Here is a 21,625-nt window from a genome sequence, read left to right as displayed (position 1 = left end):
CCTTCCCTAAATCGAGATCGGCGCTTTCGGATCGGTCTGGGAGGTCGTGCTTCTGTCCGAATGCGCTGAGGCGGAGTTTTCACACAGCCTCGGTCGAAACAAGTCAAACGAACACCCCCTTACCCCCAAACCGCCTCCAGCGCCCCCCAGGCACTCGTTATCACCGGCTCCCCCGCCCGTTCGGCCAGACAAACAAAACTCAGGTCGCATTCAAGCGCCACCTGGTCGGCCACCACCAGGCCGCGGGCCTGGGCTTCGCGCATGGCGATGGCGTCGCGCACCAGGCTCAGGCCGACGCCGCTTTTCACCAGGTCGAGCATGGACGCTTCCTGGTCCACCAGCGCCACGCGCCGCGGCTCCAGCCCGGTGAGCGAACCGGGGCCGAACACGCGGCGCTGCAGCCGGTGGTGGGCGCTGGCCGGTGGCGTGGCGAGCCAGGGCAGGGCGGCCAGGGCTTTCCAGTCTTTGCCGCGCACCTGCGGGCCCCAGCCGGCGGGCGCGAGCACGCGGTAGGTGAAGCGGGTCAGCGCGCGCAGCCGGTAGGGCGCGCCCACCAGGTCGTCAGGCAGGTTGAGGAAGAAGCCCACGTCGAGCTCGCCGCGCGCGATCTGCGCCAGCACGTCGCCGCTCATGCCCTGGCGCAGCTCGGTGCCCACCTGCGGGCTGGACTCGACGAGCTGTTTCAGGAACGCGCCGAGCCGGGTGAACTCGGGGTCGAGGATGGTGCCGATGCGCAGCGTGCCGCGCACCGTGGTGTGCAGGGCGGCGGCGGCCTGGCCGAAGTCGGCCAGGGTGGCGAGCGCGCGCTCGGCCATGGGCAGCAGGGCCGCGCCGTCGTGCGTGAGCGCCATGCCCTGGGGCGTGCGGGTGAACAGCGCCAGCCCCGTGGCCTCGGCCAGGGTTTTCAGCTGCAGGCTCACCGCGGGCTGGCTCAGGTGCAGGCGCAACGCGGCGCGCGACACATTGCCTTCGCGCGCCACGGCGACGAAGGCGCGCAGGGTCTGCGGGTCCACCGTGGGCAGCCGGCCGGGCAGGGCGTTGGGGGATACGGGCGTGGGCATGGGGGTGTTCGTTATTTGCCGAACTTATACCAAGCCGCTGGCGATTTCATTGGACTTTTGCGCAGCCGGTCCACAAACTCGCGCCATTCCCGGGAGCAGACCATGAGCATTTCAAATACCCGGCGCCTTCGCTGGCGCCCCTGACCATGCACGGAGACAGCCCCTACGACCCGGCCGAAGGCGACTGGCAGACGCTGGCCACCTTCTTCAGCCCCACCGAGGCCTACCTTTTGCGCGGCTGCCTGCAGTCGGCCGGCGTGCCCGCGGTGGTGGCCGACGCCCACCTGGTGCAGGCGCACACGCTGCTGGCCGGCGCGATCCAGGTGCGCGTGCTGGTACCCGCGCACCGCTTTGCCGAAGCCGAGGCGGTGGTGGCGGCCTTCCACCGCGGCGACTTCAGCCTGCCCGACGACAGCTTGCCACCCGAGTGAACCCACCATGAGCGACACCACCACCTTCGACCACATCGTCATCGGCGCCGGCACGGCCGGCTGCCTGCTGGCCAACCGGCTCTCGGCCGATCCGTCGCGCCGTGTGCTGCTGGTCGAAGCCGGCCGCAAGGACGACTACCACTGGATCCACATCCCCGTGGGTTATCTGTATTGCATCGGCAACCCGCGCACCGACTGGCTCTACCAGACCGAACCCGACCCGGGCCTCAACGGCCGCCAGCTGCGCTACCCGCGCGGCAAGGGCCTGGGCGGCTGCTCCAGCATCAACGGCATGATCTACATGCGCGGCCAGGCGCGCGACTACGACCAGTGGGCACAGCTCACCGGCGACGCCGACTGGCGCTGGCAGAACAGCCTGCCCGACTTCCGGGCGCACGAAGACCACTACCGCCTCGACGCGGCGAACGAGAGCCTGAGCAACCCCGCCTTCACGCTGCTGCACGGCAACAAGGCGGTGGGCAGCACCGGCGAGTGGCGCATCGAAAAGCAGCGCCTGCGCTGGGACGTGCTCGACGCGTTTGCCCAGGCCGCGCAGCAGGCCGGCATCCCGGCCACGGACGACTTCAACACCGGCGACAACGAGGGCGTGGGCTATTTCGAGGTGAACCAGAAAGCCGGCTGGCGCTGGAACGCGAGCAAGGCGTTTCTGCGCCCGGTGATGCACCGGCCCAACCTCACGGTCTGGACCGAGACCCAGGTGGAGCGCCTGCGGCTGGAGCGCGACGCGGCTGGCGCGCTGCGCTGCACCGGCGCCGAGCTGCGGCGCGGCGGCCAGCGCGTGAGCGTGTCGGCCACGCGCGAGGTGGTGCTCAGCGCGGGCAGCATCGGCTCGGTGCAGATCCTGCAGCTCTCGGGCATCGGCCCGGCGCCGGTGCTGCGGGCCGCGGGCGTCGAGGTGAAACACGAACTGCCCGGCGTGGGCGAGAACCTGCAAGACCATTTGCAGATCCGCTCGGTCTACAAGGTGCAGGGCGGCAAAACGCTCAACACCCTGGCCAACTCGCTCTGGGGCAAGGCCAGCATCGGTATCGAATACGCGCTCAAGCGCAGCGGCCCCATGAGCATGTCGCCCAGCCAGCTCGGCGCCTTCACCAGGAGCGACCCGGCGCAGCCGCACGCGAACCTCGAATACCACGTGCAGCCGCTCAGCCTGGATGCTTTTGGCGAGCCGCTGCACAGCTTCCCGGCCTTCACCGCGAGCGTCTGCAACCTCAACCCCGGCAGCCGCGGCCATGTGCGCATCCGCACCGCGCGCGGTGAAGACGCGCCCGCCATCGCGCCCAACTACCTCTCCACGGCCGAGGACCGGCAGGTCGCGGCCGACAGCCTGCGCGTGACGCGGCACATCGTGGCGCAGCCGGCGATGGCGAAATACCAACCCGAAGAGTTCAAGCCCGGCGTGCAGTACCAGACCGACGACGAGCTCGCGCGCCTGGCCGGCGACATCGCCAGCACCATCTTCCACCCGGTGGGCACGACGAAGATGGGGAGCGCCGATGACCCGCTGGCCGTGGTCGACAGCCACCTGCGCGTGCGCGGCGTGGCCGGCTTGCGCGTCGTGGACGCGGGCGTGATGCCCACCATCACCAGCGGCAACACCAACAGCCCGACGCTGATGATCGCGGAGAAGGCGGCGCGCTGGATCGCGGCCGGGACGTGACTCCAGGCTAGCGGATGCCACCCACGTAGCGCGGCGTGTCCGGCCCGTCGGTATCGGTTCGTTTGCCGCCGTCAAACCCCGAGGGCAGCGCCGACTCGCGGAACCCGCTCGCCGGCACCGGGTCGGCGAAACCGCTGGGACGGCTGGCCGGGGGCGCTGGCGTCTGCGCGGCGCGCAGGGCCTCGGCGGCGCTCTGCAGCAGGGGCTTGCGCACGGGTGCGCCCATGCCGGTGCTCGCGGTCTCCAGCTTGTCGGCCCAGGGCAGCAGCTCGTCCAGCCCGTCGCTGACCGCCTTTTCGCGGGCGAAGCGCACGATGGCGCGCGCGTAGTCGGCGTTGGTGGCCATCCACTCGGTGTCGGTCACGCGCCCCGTCTTGCGGCGCAGCAGCACATGCAGATGGGCGGCGGTGGCAAAGATTTCGGTGGAAGTCATGGCAGCGTCCTTTCAATGGCCCAAGTTGTCGATGTCGCCGGAGCAAGATCAACAACGAGTGAAGGGGTAAAACCCCAGGGCACCGCCGGGCCGGCTTTGCCGGACGGCCAGTGCCGCCCCCCTTGAGGGGGGTGACGCGAAGCGGCGCGGGGGGTGCATCTCAATGCCCGAGCTGTTCGTTGTGCAGCGACAGATCGAGCCCGGCGCGTTCGTCCACCTCGTGCACGCGCAGGCGCGCCACACGCGAGGTGATCCACAGCACGACGCCGGTCATGACCAGGCTGTAGGTCAGCACGGCCATGCAGGCGATCAGCTGCGTCAGCACGCTGCCCTCCACCCCGGCGATGGCCGGATCGGCCAGCAGGCCGGTGAGCAGCGCGCCCACCAGGCCACCCACACCGTGCACACCGAACACGTCGAGCGAATCGTCAGCGCGCAGGCGGCGTTTCAGGCCGGTGGCACCCCAGTAGCAGACCGCACCCGCCACCAGACCGATGATCAGCGCGCTGCGCAGCGTGACGAAGCCCGCGGCCGGCGTGATGGCCACGAGTCCGGCCACCACGCCGGAGCACAGGCCGAGCAGCGAAGCGCGTTTGCGCGCCAGCCATTCGGCGGCCATCCACGAGAGCGCGCCCGCGGCGGCGGCGATGTGGGTCACGGCCAGCGCCAGCCCGGCGCGCCCGTCGGCGGCGAGCGCCGAGCCGGCGTTGAAGCCGAACCAGCCGACCCAGAGCAGGCCGGTGCCGGCCATGGTCAGGCCCAGGTTGAAGGGGATGAAGGGTTCGCGGCCGTAGCCCTGGCGCGGGCCGAGGGCGTAGGCGCAGACCAGCGCGGCCGCGCCGGCGTTGATGTGCACCACGGCGCCACCGGCAAAGTCCAGCGCACCGAGCTGGGCCAGCCAGCCGCCCGGCTCCCAGACCCAGTGGGCCACGGGCGCGTACACCAGCAGCAGCCACAGGCTGGCGAACAGCAGCAGGGCGCCGAAGTGCATGCGCTCCACCAGCGCGCCCACCACGAGGGCGCAGGTGATGATGGCAAAGGTGAGCTGGAACATGGCAAACACCGACTCGGGCACGTGCGGCGCGATGTGGCTCACCGCCACCTGGCCGGTGGCGCCCAGGTAATCGAGCCCGGCAAAGCCCATGCGCTCGACGCCGCCGATCCAGCCCGCCAGCGCGCCGTCGCCGGGCGTGAACGCCAGCGAATACGCCAGCGCAAACCACAACACGCTGACCACCGCCGCGATGCCGACCACGCTGGCCATGGTGTTGATCACGTTGAGGCGGCGCACCATGCCGCCATAAAAGAGCGCGATGCCGGGCAACGTCATGAGCAGCACGAGCGCGGTGGACACCATGAGCCAGGCGGTGTCGGCCCCGCTGATGGTGCTGATGGCGGCGAGCGCCGGGCCGGGCAGCGTGGCCGCTGCGTCGGCAGCGGGGCTGGTGGCCCCGGCAGGTGCGGTCTGCGCACAGGTCAGCGAGGGGATGGCGAGGGCCAGTCCAGCCGCCACGGATCCAGGGGATCTACGGTTTTGGTGCATTTTGTTACCTTTTCCAACGACCCCCGGCACTGAGCACATCCTGTGCCACCCTGCAAGGGAGCAAGGGAAACCCCGGATGCACAGCGCTGGTGCAAGGCATTACAGTAGGCACCACTCGCACCCAGCGCACGCCGCTGGTGACCGCGGGGGACCGAGGAGACAACCCAGTCCAACCAGAAAATATTGCTTCAGCGTCCCCAAGAGATGCCAGAGATCACAAGCCGACCCCGCAAGGGTCGGCTTTTTTTTGCCTGCGTGGGTGGCGGGTGAGTTTCCGAGAGTGTCTTTTCTGTTTTCGTTTTGTTGATGCGAATGGAAGTTGTCCGTCCACTATGTTGGTACTTGATTTTGGAATCGACAAAACGGGTCGGAAAAAGTTGATGTAAATCAATGCGTTAAATGCGTTGATCGGTGTTTTCCCTTGGTTGGCCCATCGTGGCCTGGCGATTGCGAACGGTTACACACCTGCCTGCATTGGCGGGGCCCGGTTCCGCCCCACACCAGCCCACGGAGACACAACCATGATGGAAACCTTTTACGAGGTGATGCGCCGCAAGGGCATCTCGCGCCGCAGTTTTCTGAAGTACTGCTCGCTCACCGCCACCTCGCTCGGGCTGGCGCCCTCGTTCGTGCCGATGATCGCGCACGCCATGGAAACCAAGCCGCGCACCCCGGTGCTCTGGCTGCACGGGCTGGAATGCACCTGTTGCACCGAGTCGTTCATCCGCTCGGCGCACCCGCTGGCCAAGGACGTGGTGCTCTCCATGATCAGCCTGGACTACGACGACACCCTGATGGCCGCCGCCGGCCACCAGGCCGAGGCCATCCTCGAAGAGATCATGGTCAAGTACAAGGGCCAGTACATCCTGGCCGTGGAAGGCAACCCGCCGCTGAACGAAGACGGCATGTTCTGCATCCAGTCGGGCAAGCCCTTCATCGAAAAGCTCAAGCACGTGGCGAAAGACGCCAAGGCCATCATCGCCTGGGGTTCGTGTGCCAGCTGGGGCTGCGTGCAGGCCGCCAAGCCCAACCCGACACAGGCCACGCCGATCCACAAGGTCATCACCGACAAGCCCATCATCAAGGTGCCGGGCTGCCCGCCCATCCCCGAGGTGATGACGGGCGTGATCACCTACATGCTGACCTTCGACAAGATCCCCGAGCTGGACCGCCAGGGCCGCCCGAAGATGTTCTACAGCCAGCGCATCCACGACAAGTGCTACCGCCGCCCGCACTTCGACGCCGGCCAGTTCGTCGAGACCTGGGACGACGAGTCCGCGCGCAAGGGTTACTGCCTCTACAAGGTCGGCTGCAAAGGCCCCACCACCTACAACGCCTGCTCCACCGTGATGTGGAACGAGGGCACCAGCTTCCCGATCAAGGCCGGCCACGGCTGCATTGGCTGCAGTGAAGACGGCTTCTGGGACAAGGGCTCGTTCTACGACCGCCTGACCGACATCCACGCCTTCGGCATCGAAGCCAACGCCGATCAGATCGGCGGCACGGCGGCCGGTGTGGTGGGGGCCGCAGTCGCCGCGCACGCCGCCATCTCGGTGGCCAAGCGCGCTCGCGACAAGGCCGTCGAGAAAAAAGCCGCGTCCTCCAACAGCTGATCCAGAACAAAGAGGAACAACACCATGGGTGCTTACGAAACACAGGGCTTCAAGATGGACAACACCGGCCGGCGCATCGTCGTCGACCCGGTCACGCGCATCGAGGGCCACATGCGCTGCGAGGTCAACCTCGACAGCAACAACGTCATCCGCAACGCGGTCTCCACCGGCACCATGTGGCGCGGTCTGGAAGTGATTTTGAAAGGCCGCGATCCGCGCGACGCATGGGCCTTCGTGGAGCGCATCTGCGGCGTCTGCACCGGCTGCCACGCGCTGACCTCGGTGCGTGCGGTGGAAGACGCGCTCGGCATCCAGATCCCGCTGAACGCCCACCTGATCCGCGAGATGATGGCCAAGACGCTGCAGGTGCACGACCACGCGGTGCACTTCTACCACCTGCACGCGCTGGACTGGGTCGACGTCGTGTCCTGCCTGCAGGCCGACCCGAAGAAGACCAGCGACCTGCAGCAGCTGGTGTCGCCCGCGCACCCCATGTCGTCGGCCGGCTACTTCCGCGACGTGCAGAACCGCCTGAAGAAGTTCGTCGAGAGCGGCCAGCTCGGCCCGTTCGCCAACGGCTACTGGGGCAGCAAGGCCTATGTGCTGCCGCCCGAGGCCAACCTGATGGCGGTGACGCACTACCTCGAAGCGCTGGACCTGCAGAAAGAGTGGGTCAAGGTGCACACCATCTTCGGTGGCAAGAACCCGCACCCCAACTACCTGGTGGGCGGCGTGCCCTGCGCCATCAACCTCGACGGCAACGGCGCCGCCGGCGCCCCGATCAACATGGAGCGGCTGAACTTCGTTCAGGCCCGCATCCAGGAAATGATCGACTTCAACAACAACGTCTACATCCCGGACGTGCTCGCCATCGGCACCATCTACAAGAACGCCGGCTGGCTGTACGGCGGTGGCCTCAGCGCCACCAACGTGGCCGACTACGGCACGTATGAAAAGGTGCCTTACGACCACAGCACGCAGCAGCTGCCCGGCGGCGTGATCCTCGACGGCAACTGGGACAAGATCCACGCCATCGACCCGCGTGACCCCGAGCAGGTGCAGGAATTCGTGAGCCACAGCTGGTACAAGTACGGCGACGAAACCAAGGGCCTGCACCCCTGGGACGGCGTCACCGAAGCCAACTACGCCCCCGAAGGCCCCAACTTCAAGGGCACGCGCACCAAGATCGAAAACCTGGACGAAAGCGCCAAGTACTCGTGGATCAAGAGCCCGCGCTGGCGCGGCCACGCGGTCGAGGTCGGCCCGCTGTCGCGCTACATCCTGGGTTATGCCCACGCGATGCAAGGCAACAAATATTGCCAGCGCGTCAAGGAGCAGGTGGACGGCGCGGCGGTGGCGATCAACAGCGCGATCCCCAAGGCCCTGGGCCTGCCGGAAACCAACTTCTCGCTCAAGCAGCTGCTGCCCACCACCATCGGCCGCACCCTGGCCCGTGCGCTGGAGAGCCAGTACGCCGCCGAGATGATGATGGACGACTTCAAGCAGCTCATCGGCAACATCAAGGCCGGCGACACCAGCACCGTCAACGCCGACAAGTGGGACCCGTCCACCTGGCCGAAAGAAGCCAAGGGCGTGGGCACGGTCGCCGCACCGCGCGGCATGCTGGGCCACTGGATCAAGATCAAGGACGGCAAGATCGAGAACTACCAGTGCGTGGTGCCCACCACCTGGAACGGTTCGCCGCGCGACACCAAGGGCCAGATCGGCGCCTTTGAGGCCTCGCTCATGAACACGCCCATGGTCAACCCCGAGCAGCCGCTGGAGATCCTGCGCACGCTTCACAGCTTCGACCCCTGCCTGGCCTGCTCGACTCACGTGATGAGCGAAGACGGCCAGGAGATGAGCAGAGTCACTGTGCGCTGAACCCCACAACGAGGAGAAACACATGCAATCGAAAAACATCCGCCGTTTGACCGCCGCCGCGCTGCTGACCGGTCTCGCCGGCGCAGCCCAGGCCCACACCGGCCACGGCACCCACAGCCTGTTTGAGGGGCTGGTTCACCCCTTCGGTCTCGACCACCTGCTGGCCATGGTCGCCGTGGGCGTGTGGTCGGTCTCGGCCCTGCCGCAGGGCAAGGCCTGGCAAGGCCCCGCCACGTTTCTGCTGGCGCTGGTGGCGAGCGCCGCGCTGGGCGCCGCGGGCGTGAGCCTGCCGTTCCTGGAGCAGGGCGTGGCGCTGTCGGTGGTGCTGTTCGGCGCCATGCTGGTGCTGGCCCGCCAGCCGATGCCGGCGGCCGTTGGCTTGGGGCTGGTGGCCGCGGCGGCTTCGCTGCACGGCCTGGCGCACGGCGCTGAAACGCCGGCCACGGGCTTCGCAGGCTACGCCATCGGCTTCCTGCTGACCACGGCCGCGCTGCACACCGGCGGCGTGGTCGCGGGCATGGGCATCCGCCGCGCGCTCGCCGAGCGCAGCGGTTGGGCGCTGGGCGGCCTGGGCGCGGTACTGGGCGCGTCCGGCCTGGTGCTCTTCGGCCAGCTGGCGGCCTGACGGCCACCCCGATCCACGGCAACCGTTTTCTGGAGGCCACCATGTCCACCACGTCCCCCGAACAGCTCATCGACGCCACCGGCATCGACGAAAGCGCCGTCTCGCACGGTCAGACCACCAAGTCGGTCTATGTGTACGAAGCGCCCGTGCGCCTCTGGCACTGGATCAACGCGGCGTCCATCACCGTGCTGGCGCTCACCGGCTACTTCATCGGCAGCCCGCTGCCGACCATGCCGGGCGAGGCCAGCGCGCACTACCTCATGGGCTACATCCGCTTCGCGCACTTCACGGCGGGCTACCTGCTGGCCGTGGGCCTGATCGGCCGCACCTACTGGGCGCTGGTGGGCAACCACCACGCGCGCGAAATGTTCTGGGTGCCGGTCTTCCAGAAGGCCTACTGGAACGAGGTGCTCACCATGCTCAAGTGGTACGCCTTCCTGATCCCGAGGCCGGGCCGTTACGTGGGCCACAACCCGCTGGCGCGCTTTGCCATGTTCTCGGGCTTCCTCATGCTCACGCTCTTCATGATCGTCACCGGCTTCGCGCTGTACGGCGAAGGCGCGCAGATGGGCTCGTGGCAAGAGCGCATGTTCGGCTGGGTGATTCCCCTCATGGGCCAGAGCCAGGACGTGCACACCTGGCACCACCTGGGCATGTGGGCGCTGATCATCTTCATCACGCTGCACGTGTACGCCGCGATCCGAGAAGACATCATGGGCCGCCAATCCATCGTGTCCACGATGATTTCCGGCCGTCGGACTTTTAAGGATTGACCCCCGCGCCGCCTTCGGCGTCACCCCCTTCCAGGGGGCGGTGCGAGAGGCCCGGCAAAGCCGGTTCCTCCGCACCCTGGCGCCAAGCCCTTCGTTCCAACAGGTGTTCTGTCATGTCGCGTCTTGCTCCACATCGTCTGCACACCATCGCGCCGGTGACCCCGCCGCGGGGCGTGCCGGTGCGCACGCCCATGCACCCGGGGCGGCTGCTGGCGCGCACCTGCCTCGCGCCGCTGGGCCTGAGTCAGAGCGAGGCGGCCCGGGTGCTGGGCCTGTCTCGTCGCCGGCTGCACGAGCTGGTGCACGGCCAGCGCGCGATGTCGCCCGACACCGCCATCCGCTGCGCGCGCTTGTTTCGTATCGACGTCTCGTTCTGGCTCGCGCACCAGGCCGCCTGGGACAGCTTCCACGCCTGGAAGCGCCTCTGTTCCGGTCCGGTCACCCCTTCCTCCCTTTGAGTTTTTCGGGACCACCCACCATGAGCGCCCATCCGTCCGAATCCACCTGTCACCCCTGTGGTGACACCCCCGCCCAGCCGCAGACCATCGTGGTGCTCGGCATCGGCAACCTGCTCTGGGCCGACGAAGGTTTCGGCGTGCGCTGCATCGAAGCGCTGCAACGCCGCTTCGAGTTCGCCGAACACGTGTCGCTCATCGACGGCGGCACGCAGGGCCTGTACCTGATCCAGCACGTGCAGGCGTCCGACGCGCTGCTGATCTTTGACGCCATCGACTACGGCCTGGAGCCCGGCACGCTGAAGCAGGTGCGCGACGACGATGTGCCGCGCTTCATGGGCGCGAAAAAGATGAGCCTGCACCAGACCGGTTTCCAGGAAGTGCTGTCGCTCGCGCAGCTCACCGGCAAGTACCCGGCCCAGGTGCTGCTGATCGGCTGCCAGCCGCAGGAGCTGGAAGACTACGGCGGCAGCCTGCGCCCGGTCGTGAAGGCCGCGATGGAGGAGGCGCTGGCCCTGGGCGTGGAGCAGATCGCGCGTTGGGGCGGCGAGCCCGCACCGCGCCGCACGCCGCTGGGCGAACGCGAGGCCGTGACCATGGACGAACTTGCGCTCGCTGCCTACGAAACGCAGCGCCCCGCGCCCGACACCGCCTGCCGGATCGGCGACGACCGCTTCATGCCGAAGGACCTCTGATCATGTGCATCGGCATGCCCATGCAGGTCACCGCCACCGAGCCCGGCCACGCCTGGTGCGAAGGCCGCGGCGAGCGCCGCCGTGTGACCACCGCGCTGGTCGGTCCGCTGGAGCCGGGCGACTGGTTGCTGGTGTTCCTGGGCGATGCGCGCGAGCACATCACCGCCACCCGCGCCGCCGAAGTCAACAGCGCGCTCGACCTCGTGCTCGGCGCCATGCAGGGTTTCGACGCCAGCGGCGACGCGGGCTTCACGCTGCCTTCCCGGATGACCGCCGAGCAGCTGAAGCAGCTGTCCGGCCAGCTTTAAAACACCCACACAGGAGACCCCATGAACACCGCCACAGAAACCCCCAGCCGCGCCTTTGCGCTGCCCGTGCCCGACACCAACCCCGCGCCACCGCTGGTGATGCGCCTGGCGCGCGACTTCGGCGCCGCCTGGGTCGAAGAGACCACCGTGGCCGCGTGGAGCGCGGGTGGCGGCGACCGCGTCGTGCTGCTCGCCGGCGACCCGGTGCGTTTCCCCGAAGGCCAGGACGTGGCGGCTGTGTTGCCCGAACTCATGAAGAGTTTCGCCAACCGCTTCCAGATCGCCGTGGTGCCGCGCGACAACGAGGACGCGGTGGCGCGCCGCTACGGCTCGCAGCGCTGGCCCACGCTGCTGTTCTTCCGCGACGGCCAGTACGTCACCGCCATCGCCGGCATGCAGGACTGGGACGTGTACCTGAGCGGCGTGGCCGCCGCACTCACCATGCCGCCCTCGCGCCCGCCCACCATCGGCATCCCGGTGGTGAGCCAGGGCAGCACCAGCAGCGACAGCAGCTGCCACTGAACCCCACAGACCACCAAGGACACCCCATGAAAGACTTCCCCATTCCGCTCGTCGCCCTCGGCCCGGGCACCCAGTCTGAAGACGAGTCGCTGGACTACCTGCCGATGCCGAAAGACATGGACACCTACCGCCCGCCGGTGCTGCCCGAGCCCGAAGAACTGGCCGGGCGCGACGCCGCGCGCGCGGTGCTGGACCAGGTGCTGGCGCTGCTGGACCGCACAGCCGAGCGTGGCCCGGGCGGCCAGGTCTCGCTGACCGCATTGCCCGCGGCCGACCTGCGGCTGGTCAACCAGATCCTGGGCGAAGGCGAGGCCAGCGCCCTGGTGCGCGAAGAGGACGGCGCGCTGGAAGTGCGCATCCAGGAGGCGGTGCTGGCCGGCGTGTGGCGCCTCATCACCTTCCGCACCGTGGAGGGCGAGCGCAAGCTGATCGACGACGTGATCGAGGTCGGCCCGGTGCCGGCGCTGCTGCGCGCCATCGCGGTGGACGACGTGTGGCCCCAGGGTGCCATGCCACATTGGGCCGGTCCGCTGCCACCCAACGTGCAGAACGCGCCCCTGCTGGTGGAAGAGATCCGCGACCAGGTCGCGGGCTGGAAACCCGGCCAGGTCTCGCACGTGGTCAACCTCACGCTGCTGCCGGTCACGCCCGAAGACATCGGCTTTCTCGACCACCACCTGGGCACCGGCCGCGTGCTCATGCTCTCGCGCGGCTACGGTAACTGCCGCATCTCCAACACCCGCTTGCCGAACTGCTGGCGCGTGGTGTACTACAACTCGATGGACAAGGTCATCCTCAACACGGTCGAGGTGGTGGACATGCCCGAAGTGGCCATGGCCGCCCCCGAAGACCTGCGCGATTCGCACGAGCGCCTGGCCGACGTGATGAACTATCTAGAGGGCGTTTGAATCATGGCCGGCGCGGACCACTTTGAGGGTTTTGAAGGCTCGTACCTGGGCAACCGCGACGTGCTCCGCCCCGGCTCGCGCCTCGAATGCAAGATCTGCTGGTGGGTCTACGACCCGGCGCTCGGCGACCCGCAATGGCAGATCGCTCCCGGCACGCCGTTCGCCGACCTGCCCGCGCACTGGCGCTGCCCGAACTGCGACTGCGAGTCCGATCAATTTCTGCTGCTGCCGGCCGAAGAAAGCTGAGCCCATGTCTGCACCATCTCAGCCCACCCCCGAATGGCTGGACCAGCGCGTGTCTGCGCTGGTCACGCATTTCGTGCGCGTGCAGACCGAACGCATGGTGGGCATCCCCTTGCTCAACCCGGCGCTGTCGGTCGAGGCGGTCGGTTTTGAATGGGCGGGTGGTGCTGAAGAGGGCTTAGAGCCGGTGGCCGAAGGCGTGCTGATCACCCCCTGGTTCATGAGCCTGCTGCGCCTGCCCTTGGTCAACCTGCCCCACGGCAACCGTGTGGGGCGCAAGGCCGTGCGCGACTTCGGCAGCGAGCGGTTTGACTTCATCGGTGCGCACGACCCCGCCATCGGCTACCACGAGACCTGCGCGCTGTTTTCACCCATGAACGGTTTCACCGGCCAGGACCTGGCGCGCGAGACCGCGCTGGCTTCGCTGGCGCTGGTCCGCCCCGCACCCGAAGCACCCGAGCTGGCGCCCGTCGCAGCCGAGCCGTTGCCACCACGCCGCGCGTTCTTCATGGCCCGCCGGCCAGATGCGGGAGCTGCTGTATGAGCACCGCGCTGTCCCACTTGGCCGGCAGCCTGAGTGCGGCGCCCGGCGCGCCGCTGCCGCTGGCCCTGCAGAGCAGCCGCCAGGACTGGGCGCCGCGCCTGGCCCGCGGTCAGGCGGTGAGCGCCTTGCCCGGCCTGATGGCCAGTCTGTTCAACCTCTGCAGCCACGCGCACCGACTGTGCTCGCAGCTCGCCATCGAAGCCGCTTCGCCCGGCCTGCTGCCCGCGCCGCAGCAGGTGGCGCAGCGCCTGCGCACCGAGACCGCGCAGGAACACATCCGGCGCATCGGCCTGGACTGGCCACGCCTGCTGGCCGCCGAGCCCGGTCCTGCGGCCACCGCCTGGACCGATGCCGCACACGCCGCGTTGCAACGCTGCCCGCTGCTGCTGCCAGCGGCCACGCTGCCGGCCGACCCCTGGCCCGCCACCCTCACCTGGTTGCAAGACGAGCTGCTGCAGATGCCGCCCCACACCTGGCAACGCGCCTGGAATGCCTGCGGTGCCGACTGGTTACACGACTGGAGCCGTCGCCACACTGGCTGGCTGCCCGCGCTGGTGCGCGCCGCGCGCGCGGCCGACAGCGCCGCACCGCTGGACCTTGCCACCGCGCTGCGTGCCCACGCGGACGCCGATGGCCAATGCGCCCTGTCCGCTGCGTTGGCGCTCCAACACGGCTTCGCGCTGCACCCGTTGTGGCAGGGCGAGAGCGCCCACACCGGTAGCTGGACGCGCTTGAACGATCTGTCAGCCGATTTACCGCTCACGCCCTGGGCGCTGCTGGGCAGCCGCATCGCCGAGCTGATCCGCCTGTGCCAACCCGACGAATCGGACCAGAGCGGGGCGGGCTGGTTGTCCTTTGGTTCGCTCCGTACCGGGCCGCGTCAGGGCATGGCCTGGGTGGAGATGGCGCGTGGCCTGCTCGTGCACCAGGTGGAGATCGACGGCACGGGTGGCGACGCGCGCGTGGCCGCCTGCCGTGTGCTCGCCCCCACCGAATGGAACTTCCACCCGCAGGGTGTGGTGGCGCAAACCATCGCCGCGCTGGATGGGGGTCAGCCCGCCGAAGACACCGAGCGCCGCGTGCGCCTGCTCATGGCCGCGTTCGACCCCTGCGTACCGTTTGACTCGATGCACACGCAGCCCGCCGGTCAGGAGGTGCAACATGCATGAAGCCAGCCTCGCCGGTGGTGTGTTGCAGCTGGTCGAAGACACGGCGGTGAGCGAAGGTTTTTCGCGCCTGCTGTCGCTGCGGCTCGAAGCCGGCCAGCTTGCGGGTGTGGACGTGCGCGCCCTGCGTTTCGCGCTGGAGAGCCTGGCACCCGGCACGGTGCTCGACGGTGCATTGATCGAGATCGAAGAACCGCCCGGCCAGGCCTGGTGCATGGGCTGCGCCCAGACCGTGGCCATCGCCCAGCGCGGTGACGCCTGCCCGGCCTGCGGCGGCTACCAGTTGCAACCTACGGGCGGCATGGAATTGCGTGTGATTGACATGCAGGTCAGCGATGATGGCTAGGAAGCACCCCCTGCGCCGCTTCGCGGCTTCCCCCTCTCTCGCCTGCGGCGGGAGGGGGACCGCACCTGCGGCTCGGCAAAGCCGGTTCCGCGGTGCGACTGGGCAACTGCCCCTCGTTTCGGACGGTGCTTTGGTGAGCACAACAAAGGAGAACCAACATGTGTGTCGTATGCGGATGCAGTGACAACAGCCCGGCCCATGCCCGGCATATCCAGACCCACGCGGGCGAAGCGGGCGTGGTGCGGGTGAACCCCGGCAACGGCGACCTGCACTTCGGTGCCGGCGCGGCCCGCGTCTCGGTGCCCGGCATGAGCCAGGCGCGCGCCATCAAGCTGGAGACCGACATCCTCGGCGCCAACAACCGCGTGGCCTTGCAGAACCGCGCGCACTTCGAAGCGCACGGCGTGACCGCGCTGAACCTCGTGTCGAGCCCCGGATCGGGCAAGACCACGCTGCTCTGCGCCACCATCGAAGCGCTCAAGAGTCACGCCCCCGGCCTGCACGTCGCCGTGATCGAGGGCGACCAGCAGACCAGCTTCGACGCCGACCGCATCCGCGCCACCGGCGCGCCCGCCATCCAGGTCAACACCGGCAAGGGCTGCCACCTCGACGCGCCCATGGTGAGCGAAGCCTTCGCGCAATTGCACGACCACGGTCATCACAGCCACGACCACCACGATCACGGGCATCACCCTGAACACGATCACCACCACCATGACGATGCGCACAGCCTGCTGTTCATCGAAAACGTGGGCAACCTGGTCTGCCCCGCGGTGTGGGACCTGGGCGAGGCCGCCAAGGTCGCCATCCTCTCGGTGACCGAGGGCGAAGACAAGCCGCTCAAGTACCCCGACATGTTCGCGGCGGCACAGCTCATGATCCTCAACAAGACCGACCTGCTGCCGCACGTGAGGTTCGACGTCGCGCGCTGCATCGAGCTGGCCCGGCGTGTGAACCCCACCATCGAAATCCTGCAGCTCTCGGCCACCACCGGCGAAGGCATGGACGCCTGGTTGCACTGGCTCGACCACGCCATGGGCCACGGCCATCACCACCACGCTGAACCCGCGCCATCGACAGCGGAAGCGGCACTGCGTGATCGTGTGGCGCAGCTCGAAGCCGAACTCGCGCAAGCGCGCGCAGCGTTGTCTGCGGACGCCACACTCTGACCCGCTGCCCGCCATGAACACTGCGCCTTTGCCCACCGTGCTCGCCTGCGGCGCCTGGCTGAAAAACGCCGCCTGCCTGCTGGTGGACGGCGCACCGGTCTGGTCAGCGGTGCACGGCGACCTCAGCGACCCGGCGGCCTGCGCCGCGCTCGAAGCCTCGATCGAGGCCCTGCTGGCCGGCCACGGCGCGCCCATCGCCGCCGTGGCGCACGACCTGCACCCCGACTTCTTCAGCACCCAGCTCGCGGTCCAGCTCGCCGCCGCGCTCGGCGTGCCCGCCATCGGTGTTCAGCACCACCACGCGCACATCGCTGCCGTCGTGGCCGAACACCGCATCGACGGCCCCGTCATCGGCCTCGCGCTCGATGGTGTGGGCCTCGGAACCGACGGGCAAGCCTGGGGCGGTGAGCTGCTCTGGGTGGACGGCGCGCAGTGGCTGCGCCTGGGGCACCTGATGCCACTCGCTTTGCCCGGCGGCGACCGTGCCGCGCGCGAGCCCTGGCGCATGGCCGCGAGCGCACTGCACGCGCTCTGCCAGGGCGATCAGATCCATTCACGCTTCGCGCCGCAAGTCGGTGAGGCCGTGGCCGCAGGTGTGCAGCAGATGTTGGAAAAAAACCTGAACTGCCCGGCCACCAGCAGCACCGGCCGCTGGTTCGACGCGGCGGCTGGCGCGCTGGGCCTGAGCGTTCGCCAGGCCGACGAAGCCCAAGCCGCCATTGCACTCGAAGCCGCCGCCGCGCGTTGGCTCGCCCAACACCCGGAAACTGCCCCGTTGCCCGGCGCCGTGATCGACGCCCAGAACCGCCTCGACCTGCGCGGCCTCATGCCCGCGCTGTTCGATGCCGGCGCCGATGGCGTGGACGCCGCGGCCGCGGGCTTCCACCTCGCGCTGGCCGACGCGTTGGCCGACTGGGCTGTCCGTGCCGCCTTTGAGCGCGGCAGCCGCGACGTGTGCCTCGGCGGCGGCTGTTTCTTCAACGGCATCCTGCGCGAGCGCGTGACCGAGCGCCTGGAGGCTGCGAACCTGCGCGTGCACCGACCACTCGACAAAGGCTGCGGCGACGCCGGCCTCGCGCTCGGCCAGGCCTGGGTCGCCGCCCAGCAGCTGGCCTCGATCACCGCACAAGAACAACCCGTGAAGGAAACCGAACCATGTGTCTAGCCATTCCCGCGCTCCTGGTGGAGTTGCGCCCCAACGACCAGGCTGTGGTGAACCTCGGCGGCATCCGCAAGGAAATTTCCATCGCCCTGGTGGCCGACGTTCAGGTGGGCGACTACGTGATCGTGCATGTGGGCCACGCCATCGGTGTGATCGACCCGGAGGAAGCTGAGAAGACCCTGGCCTTGTTTGCCGAGATGCAGGCCATCAACGACGGAGGGGCAGACGTGGGGCCCAGCGCCGGGCCGCCCCAAGCTGGGTCAGCCCCCTTGGGGGGCAGCGAACCACATGAAATGGGGAGCGTGGGGGCATGAAATACATCGACGAATTCCGCGACGGCGACCTCGCCCGCCAGATCGGCGCACGCATCGCTGCCGAAGCGCACCCGGATCGCAGCTACAGCTTCATGGAGTTTTGCGGCGGCCACACACACGCCATCAGCCGCTACGGCGTTCTGGAGCTGCTGCCGCCCAACGTGCGCATGATCCACGGCCCGGGCTGCCCGGTCTGCGTGCTGCCCATCGGCCGCATCGACTTGGCGATCCGTCTCGCGCTGGAACGGGGTGCCATCGTCTGCACCTACGGCGACACCATGCGCGTGCCCGCCTCCGACAGCCTTTCGCTCATCAAAGCCAAGGCGCGCGGTGGCGACATCCGCATGGTCTATTCGGCCGCCGACGCCATGGCCATCGCCCGCGCGAACCCGCAGCGCGAGGTGGTGTTCTTCGCCATCGGTTTCGAGACCACCACGCCGCCCACGGCGCTCGCCATCCGCGACGCGGCGCGCGAAGGCCTGGCCAACTTCAGCGTGTTGTGCTGCCACGTGCTCACGCCCTCGGCCATCACCCACATCCTCGAATCGCCCGAGGTGCGCCAGCTCGGCACCGTGCCCATCGACGGCTTCATCGGCCCGGCGCACGTGAGCATCGTCATCGGCTCCGCGCCCTACGAGCACTTCGCCGAGGAATACCGCAAGCCGGTGGTGATCGCCGGCTTCGAGCCGCTGGACGTGATGCAGGCGATCCTGATGCTGGTGCGCCAGGTCAACGAAGGCCGCGCCCACGTGGAAAACGAATTCACCCGCGCCGTCACGCCCGAGGGCAACCTCAAGGCCCAGGCCCTGGTGTCCGAGGTGTTCGAGCTGCGGCCGAGCTTTGAGTGGCGCGGCCTGGGCGAGGTGCCCTACAGCGCGCTCAAGATCCGCGAGACCTTTGCCGCCTTCGACGCAGAGCGCCGCTTCGACCTGAGCTACACGCCCGTGGCCGACAACAAGGCCTGCGAGTGCGGCGCGATCCTGCGTGGCGTGAAGAAGCCGACCGACTGCAAGATCTTCGGCACCGTCTGCACGCCGGAAAACCCGGTCGGCTCCTGCATGGTGTCCAGCGAAGGCGCCTGCGCCGCGCACTACACCTACGGCCGTTTCCGAGACATCCCCATCGTCGTCACCACCGCCATCGAAGAGGCCACCCCATGAGAACCGACATCGAGCAAGCCGCCGGTGGCGAGGCGCCCGCGCCCAAACCGGTGAAGAAGAACTACATCCGGCCGCTCGACATCAAACACGGCCGCATCGACATGAGCCACGGCGCGGGCGGCAAGGCCGCGGCGCAGTTGATCGAGGAGCTGTTCCTCGCGGCCTTCGACAATCAGTTCCTGCGCCAGGGTGACGACGGCGCGGTGCTGGCGCTGCCGGCCTTCGACCCGGCGCAAGGTCGCCTCGTCATGGCCACCGACGGCCACGTGATCTCGCCGCTGTTCTTCCCCGGTGGCGACATCGGCTGCCTCTCGGTGCACGGCACGGTGAACGACGTGGCGATGTCGGGCGCGAAGCCGCTGTACCTGAGCGCGAGCTTCATCATCGAAGAAGGCTTCCCGCTGATCGACCTGCAGCGCATCGTGAAGTCCATGGCCGCCGCCTCGCGCGAGGCCGGCGTGCCCGTGGTCACCGGTGACACCAAGGTGGTGGAGCAGGGCAAGGGCGACGGCGTGTTCATCAGCACCACCGGCGTGGGCGTGCTGCCGCCGGGTGTGCAGATCAGCGGGCGCAACGCGCGCCCGGGCGACGTGCTGCTGCTCTCCGGCAGCATCGGTGACCACGGCGTGGCGGTGCTCTCGAAGCGCGAATCGCTGGCCTTCGAGACCACCATCGAGAGCGACACCACCGCGCTGCACACGCTGGTGGCCGCCATGCTGGCTGCCGCGCCCGGCGCGGTGCGCGTGCTGCGCGACCCCACACGCGGCGGCCTCGCCACCACGCTCAACGAGGTGGCGCGCCAGTCGGGCGTGGGCATGCTGCTGCAGGAGGCGGCCATACCGGTGAAGCCGCAGGTGGACGCGGCGTGTGAACTGCTCGGCCTGGACCCGCTCTACGTCGCCAACGAAGGCAAGCTGATCGCGGTGGTGGCGGCCGAGGCGGCCGAGACGGTGCTCGCCGCGATGCGCGCGCACCCGCTGGGGCAGGACGCGGCGCGCATCGGCGAGGTCACGGCCGACCCGCACCATTTCGTGCAGATGGCCACGCGCTTCGGTGGGCGGCGGGTGGTGGACTGGCTGAGTGGAGAACAACTGCCAAGGATTTGTTGATCCCCCCGCGCCGCCTGCGGCGTTACCCCCCACAGGGGGCAACGCTGGCGGCCCGGCAAAGCCGGTTCCGCGGCGTTCTGGGTTGGGGCACTTCGCGTCGGGTGATGAGAGCCATATCGGTTGAGGTCGGGGCCCATAACAAGAGACGAGGAGACCGGCATGTCGAGTCAGGTGTTTCGGAAGACCGAGAGCGGCAAGGCCGAGATCGCCCGGCGCCAGGCGGGGCTGTCGCCCGCCACGCGCACGGTGCTGATCATGGTCAATGGCCGCGATGCGGTGTCTGCCCTGATGGCGCGCGGTCTGCCGCAGTTGCAGGGGCATCTGGACACGCTGCTGGCGCTCGGGTTGATCGAGCCGGTGGTGACGCGCTCCGCGCCTGTGGCGCCACCACCGCCTGCCGTCACGTTGCCGACTGTGGCGCCACCCGCGAACGATGCCGAGCTGGCCGGCTCTGCCCCGGGTTCCGTGTCCGCACACGCGGGGCCTGCCGGACCCGGCCTGGACACGCTGCGCCGCAAAGCCCTAGGGATGATGTTCAAAACCGGAGCGGTGAAGGGCGTTGAGCGCATGGATCTCGCGACATGAAACCGCCGTGCCCGTTTCGATCAGTTTCCACCGTTCAAAGGTCGATTTACCGGCCTTTCGGGGCCTCATCGAGGCCCATGGGCGCGTTGCAGGCGCACTCATCCCTGCGCCTTCTGCAAAAGCCGGTGCCGCGCCATCCACAAGTTGGAAAGTGCGAACAGCGTGTGCAGTTGCGCCGTGTTCTTGACCAATCCGCGGTAGCGCACCTTCACAAACCCGAACTGGCGCTTGATCACCCGAAACGGGTGCTCCACCTTGGCCCGGATGCTGGCCTTCACATGTTCGAGCTTGTCCATGATCGCGCCCATGGGCGTGCTCTTGTCCAACGCTTTGCGTTTGCCCGGGCGCATGGCCACGTGCCAGTTGGCATTGATCGCCTGCGTCTCCTCGCGCTTGGCCACACCCTGGTAGCCTGCGTCAGCGAACACATCGCTCTCTTCACCATGCACCAGCGCGCCGGCCTGCGTCACATCGTTGACGTTGGCCGCTGTGCCCACCACCGTGTGCACCAGTCCCGAATCGGCATCCACGCCAATGTGCGCCTTCATGCCGAAGTGCCATTGGTTTCCCTTCTTCGTTTGGTGCATCTCAGGATCACGCTCGCCGCTGCTGTTCTTGGTCGAGCTGGGTGCTGCGATCAGCGTGGCGTCGATGGCTGTGCCGTTCTTGAGCAGCAGCCCTTTGGCGGCCAGCGTGCTGTTGACGGTGGCCAGTATCTGCAGGCTGAGTTGGTGCTCTTCGAGCAGGTGGCGAAAGCGCAGGATGCTCACGCGATCCGGAATGCGCTCGCTGCCCGAGAGACCAGCGAATTCACGGTACAGCGGCGTCTCGAACAGGGCTTCTTCCATGGCCAGGTCCGACAGGCCGAACCACTGCTGCAAAAAATGAATGCGCA

25 protein-coding genes are annotated in these 21,625 nt (G+C 68.4%); 21 read left to right on the top strand and 4 right to left on the bottom strand.

What is annotated here, in order from left to right; all coding sequences use genetic code 11:
- Window positions 1-119: 119 nt before the first annotated feature.
- Window positions 120-1,061, bottom strand: coding sequence for a LysR family transcriptional regulator (locus AC0GNO_RS14215; RefSeq protein ID WP_472904409.1), 942 nt, complete (start codon window positions 1,059-1,061; stop codon window positions 120-122).
- A gap of 146 nt (window positions 1,062-1,207) precedes the next feature.
- Here AC0GNO_RS14215 and AC0GNO_RS14210 point away from each other — a divergent pair, with 146 nt between their 5' ends.
- A complete protein-coding gene (locus tag AC0GNO_RS14210; protein WP_472904408.1) occupies window positions 1,208-1,492 on the top strand; it encodes a putative signal transducing protein in 285 nt (94 codons plus the stop codon).
- A 7-nt stretch (window positions 1,493-1,499) separates the two neighbouring features.
- Entirely contained in the window at window positions 1,500-3,173 is a 1,674-nt protein-coding gene (locus tag AC0GNO_RS14205) for a GMC family oxidoreductase (RefSeq protein WP_472904407.1), read from the top strand.
- A gap of 7 nt (window positions 3,174-3,180) precedes the next feature.
- On the opposite strand, the gene AC0GNO_RS14200 is transcribed toward AC0GNO_RS14205, so the two are convergent.
- Window positions 3,181-3,606 (bottom strand): hypothetical protein, encoded by a 426-nt coding sequence (locus AC0GNO_RS14200; RefSeq protein WP_472904406.1) that lies wholly within the window; start codon window positions 3,604-3,606, stop codon window positions 3,181-3,183.
- 160 nt (window positions 3,607-3,766) lie between these two features.
- On the bottom strand, window positions 3,767-5,149 hold the full coding sequence (locus AC0GNO_RS14195) for an ammonium transporter (RefSeq protein WP_472904405.1): 1,383 nt from the start codon (window positions 5,147-5,149) through the stop codon (window positions 3,767-3,769).
- A 524-nt stretch (window positions 5,150-5,673) separates the two neighbouring features.
- Between AC0GNO_RS14195 and AC0GNO_RS14190 the strand changes: the two genes are divergently transcribed.
- From AC0GNO_RS14190 to AC0GNO_RS14100, 19 genes are all read left to right on the top strand, one after another.
- Entirely contained in the window at window positions 5,674-6,762 is a 1,089-nt protein-coding gene (locus AC0GNO_RS14190; protein WP_472904555.1) for a hydrogenase small subunit, read from the top strand.
- Between the two features lie 24 nt (window positions 6,763-6,786).
- On the top strand, window positions 6,787-8,646 hold the full coding sequence (locus tag AC0GNO_RS14185; protein WP_472904404.1) for a nickel-dependent hydrogenase large subunit: 1,860 nt from the start codon (window positions 6,787-6,789) through the stop codon (window positions 8,644-8,646).
- A gap of 22 nt (window positions 8,647-8,668) precedes the next feature.
- Complete coding sequence (locus AC0GNO_RS14180) at window positions 8,669-9,271, top strand: HupE/UreJ family protein (protein WP_472904403.1); 603 nt, start codon at window positions 8,669-8,671, stop codon at window positions 9,269-9,271.
- A 41-nt stretch (window positions 9,272-9,312) separates the two neighbouring features.
- On the top strand, window positions 9,313-10,044 hold the full coding sequence (cybH, locus tag AC0GNO_RS14175; RefSeq protein WP_472904402.1) for a Ni/Fe-hydrogenase, b-type cytochrome subunit: 732 nt from the start codon (window positions 9,313-9,315) through the stop codon (window positions 10,042-10,044).
- 113 nt (window positions 10,045-10,157) lie between these two features.
- Complete coding sequence (locus tag AC0GNO_RS14170; protein WP_472904401.1) at window positions 10,158-10,502, top strand: HigA family addiction module antitoxin; 345 nt, start codon at window positions 10,158-10,160, stop codon at window positions 10,500-10,502.
- Between the two features lie 20 nt (window positions 10,503-10,522).
- Window positions 10,523-11,194 (top strand): HyaD/HybD family hydrogenase maturation endopeptidase, encoded by a 672-nt coding sequence (locus AC0GNO_RS14165; RefSeq protein WP_472904400.1) that lies wholly within the window; start codon window positions 10,523-10,525, stop codon window positions 11,192-11,194.
- Window positions 11,195-11,196: 2 nt separating this feature from the next.
- Window positions 11,197-11,502 carry a HypC/HybG/HupF family hydrogenase formation chaperone gene (locus tag AC0GNO_RS14160; protein ID WP_472904399.1) on the top strand — a complete coding sequence of 102 codons (306 nt, stop codon included), beginning with the start codon at window positions 11,197-11,199 and terminating at the stop codon, window positions 11,500-11,502.
- Window positions 11,503-11,523: 21 nt separating this feature from the next.
- A complete protein-coding gene (locus AC0GNO_RS14155) occupies window positions 11,524-12,024 on the top strand; it encodes a hydrogenase (protein ID WP_472904398.1) in 501 nt (166 codons plus the stop codon).
- Between the two features lie 26 nt (window positions 12,025-12,050).
- Entirely contained in the window at window positions 12,051-12,932 is an 882-nt protein-coding gene (locus tag AC0GNO_RS14150; protein ID WP_472904397.1) for a hydrogenase expression/formation protein, read from the top strand.
- Window positions 12,933-12,935: 3 nt separating this feature from the next.
- A complete protein-coding gene (locus tag AC0GNO_RS14145) occupies window positions 12,936-13,178 on the top strand; it encodes a rubredoxin (RefSeq protein ID WP_472904396.1) in 243 nt (80 codons plus the stop codon).
- A gap of 4 nt (window positions 13,179-13,182) precedes the next feature.
- A complete protein-coding gene (hybE, locus tag AC0GNO_RS14140; protein WP_472904395.1) occupies window positions 13,183-13,719 on the top strand; it encodes a [NiFe]-hydrogenase assembly chaperone HybE in 537 nt (178 codons plus the stop codon).
- Window positions 13,716-14,888: a hypothetical protein gene (locus AC0GNO_RS14135; RefSeq protein WP_472904394.1), complete on the top strand. Its 1,173-nt coding sequence runs from the start codon at window positions 13,716-13,718 to the stop codon at window positions 14,886-14,888. The genes hybE and AC0GNO_RS14135 overlap by 4 nt, the downstream gene beginning before the upstream one ends.
- Window positions 14,881-15,231 carry a hydrogenase maturation nickel metallochaperone HypA/HybF gene (locus AC0GNO_RS14130; RefSeq protein ID WP_472904393.1) on the top strand — a complete coding sequence of 117 codons (351 nt, stop codon included), beginning with the start codon at window positions 14,881-14,883 and terminating at the stop codon, window positions 15,229-15,231. Before AC0GNO_RS14135 ends, AC0GNO_RS14130 begins: the two co-directional genes overlap by 8 nt.
- A 158-nt stretch (window positions 15,232-15,389) precedes the next feature.
- Window positions 15,390-16,400, top strand: a complete 1,011-nt coding sequence (gene hypB, locus AC0GNO_RS14125; protein WP_472904392.1) for a hydrogenase nickel incorporation protein HypB — start codon at window positions 15,390-15,392, stop codon at window positions 16,398-16,400.
- Window positions 16,401-16,413: 13 nt separating this feature from the next.
- Window positions 16,414-17,565, top strand: coding sequence for a Kae1-like domain-containing protein (locus AC0GNO_RS14120; RefSeq protein WP_472904391.1), 1,152 nt, complete (start codon window positions 16,414-16,416; stop codon window positions 17,563-17,565).
- Window positions 17,556-17,876, top strand: a complete 321-nt coding sequence (locus tag AC0GNO_RS14115) for a HypC/HybG/HupF family hydrogenase formation chaperone (protein ID WP_472904390.1) — start codon at window positions 17,556-17,558, stop codon at window positions 17,874-17,876. The genes AC0GNO_RS14120 and AC0GNO_RS14115 overlap by 10 nt, the downstream gene beginning before the upstream one ends.
- Window positions 17,873-19,036 carry a hydrogenase formation protein HypD gene (hypD, locus tag AC0GNO_RS14110; RefSeq protein ID WP_472904389.1) on the top strand — a complete coding sequence of 388 codons (1,164 nt, stop codon included), beginning with the start codon at window positions 17,873-17,875 and terminating at the stop codon, window positions 19,034-19,036. The genes AC0GNO_RS14115 and hypD overlap by 4 nt, the downstream gene beginning before the upstream one ends.
- On the top strand, window positions 19,033-20,145 hold the full coding sequence (gene hypE, locus AC0GNO_RS14105) for a hydrogenase expression/formation protein HypE (RefSeq protein ID WP_472904388.1): 1,113 nt from the start codon (window positions 19,033-19,035) through the stop codon (window positions 20,143-20,145). Before hypD ends, hypE begins: the two co-directional genes overlap by 4 nt.
- A gap of 159 nt (window positions 20,146-20,304) precedes the next feature.
- Window positions 20,305-20,730 carry a hypothetical protein gene (locus AC0GNO_RS14100; protein ID WP_472904387.1) on the top strand — a complete coding sequence of 142 codons (426 nt, stop codon included), beginning with the start codon at window positions 20,305-20,307 and terminating at the stop codon, window positions 20,728-20,730.
- A gap of 98 nt (window positions 20,731-20,828) precedes the next feature.
- Here the strand turns inward: AC0GNO_RS14100 and AC0GNO_RS14095 are convergent.
- On the bottom strand, window positions 20,829-21,625 hold a 797-nt coding region (locus tag AC0GNO_RS14095; protein WP_472904386.1), incomplete at its 5' end, for an IS5 family transposase.

This window comes from Hydrogenophaga sp. L310, from assembly GCF_055703065.1.
The sequence above is the reverse complement of the archived record's forward strand: the minus strand, read 5'-3'. Positions and strand labels throughout refer to the sequence as shown.

Excerpts from the sequence above, each read along its gene's own strand:
- AC0GNO_RS14215 (WP_472904409.1), bottom strand. The coding sequence starts at position 1,061 with ATGCCCACGCCCGTATCCCCCAACGCCCTGCCCGGCCGGCTGCCCACG.
- AC0GNO_RS14210 (WP_472904408.1), top strand. The coding sequence starts at position 1,208 with ATGCACGGAGACAGCCCCTACGACCCGGCCGAAGGCGACTGGCAGACG.
- AC0GNO_RS14205 (WP_472904407.1), top strand. The coding sequence starts at position 1,500 with ATGAGCGACACCACCACCTTCGACCACATCGTCATCGGCGCCGGCACG.
- AC0GNO_RS14200 (WP_472904406.1), bottom strand. The coding sequence starts at position 3,606 with ATGACTTCCACCGAAATCTTTGCCACCGCCGCCCATCTGCATGTGCTG.
- AC0GNO_RS14195 (WP_472904405.1), bottom strand. The coding sequence starts at position 5,149 with ATGCACCAAAACCGTAGATCCCCTGGATCCGTGGCGGCTGGACTGGCC.
- AC0GNO_RS14190 (WP_472904555.1), top strand. The coding sequence starts at position 5,674 with ATGGAAACCTTTTACGAGGTGATGCGCCGCAAGGGCATCTCGCGCCGC.
- AC0GNO_RS14185 (WP_472904404.1), top strand. The coding sequence starts at position 6,787 with ATGGGTGCTTACGAAACACAGGGCTTCAAGATGGACAACACCGGCCGG.
- AC0GNO_RS14180 (WP_472904403.1), top strand. The coding sequence starts at position 8,669 with ATGCAATCGAAAAACATCCGCCGTTTGACCGCCGCCGCGCTGCTGACC.
- cybH (WP_472904402.1), top strand. The coding sequence starts at position 9,313 with ATGTCCACCACGTCCCCCGAACAGCTCATCGACGCCACCGGCATCGAC.
- AC0GNO_RS14170 (WP_472904401.1), top strand. The coding sequence starts at position 10,158 with ATGTCGCGTCTTGCTCCACATCGTCTGCACACCATCGCGCCGGTGACC.
- AC0GNO_RS14165 (WP_472904400.1), top strand. The coding sequence starts at position 10,523 with ATGAGCGCCCATCCGTCCGAATCCACCTGTCACCCCTGTGGTGACACC.
- AC0GNO_RS14160 (WP_472904399.1), top strand. The coding sequence starts at position 11,197 with ATGTGCATCGGCATGCCCATGCAGGTCACCGCCACCGAGCCCGGCCAC.
- AC0GNO_RS14155 (WP_472904398.1), top strand. The coding sequence starts at position 11,524 with ATGAACACCGCCACAGAAACCCCCAGCCGCGCCTTTGCGCTGCCCGTG.
- AC0GNO_RS14150 (WP_472904397.1), top strand. The coding sequence starts at position 12,051 with ATGAAAGACTTCCCCATTCCGCTCGTCGCCCTCGGCCCGGGCACCCAG.
- AC0GNO_RS14145 (WP_472904396.1), top strand. The coding sequence starts at position 12,936 with ATGGCCGGCGCGGACCACTTTGAGGGTTTTGAAGGCTCGTACCTGGGC.
- hybE (WP_472904395.1), top strand. The coding sequence starts at position 13,183 with ATGTCTGCACCATCTCAGCCCACCCCCGAATGGCTGGACCAGCGCGTG.
- AC0GNO_RS14135 (WP_472904394.1), top strand. The coding sequence starts at position 13,716 with ATGAGCACCGCGCTGTCCCACTTGGCCGGCAGCCTGAGTGCGGCGCCC.
- AC0GNO_RS14130 (WP_472904393.1), top strand. The coding sequence starts at position 14,881 with ATGCATGAAGCCAGCCTCGCCGGTGGTGTGTTGCAGCTGGTCGAAGAC.
- hypB (WP_472904392.1), top strand. The coding sequence starts at position 15,390 with ATGTGTGTCGTATGCGGATGCAGTGACAACAGCCCGGCCCATGCCCGG.
- AC0GNO_RS14120 (WP_472904391.1), top strand. The coding sequence starts at position 16,414 with ATGAACACTGCGCCTTTGCCCACCGTGCTCGCCTGCGGCGCCTGGCTG.
- AC0GNO_RS14115 (WP_472904390.1), top strand. The coding sequence starts at position 17,556 with ATGTGTCTAGCCATTCCCGCGCTCCTGGTGGAGTTGCGCCCCAACGAC.
- hypD (WP_472904389.1), top strand. The coding sequence starts at position 17,873 with ATGAAATACATCGACGAATTCCGCGACGGCGACCTCGCCCGCCAGATC.
- hypE (WP_472904388.1), top strand. The coding sequence starts at position 19,033 with ATGAGAACCGACATCGAGCAAGCCGCCGGTGGCGAGGCGCCCGCGCCC.
- AC0GNO_RS14100 (WP_472904387.1), top strand. The coding sequence starts at position 20,305 with ATGTCGAGTCAGGTGTTTCGGAAGACCGAGAGCGGCAAGGCCGAGATC.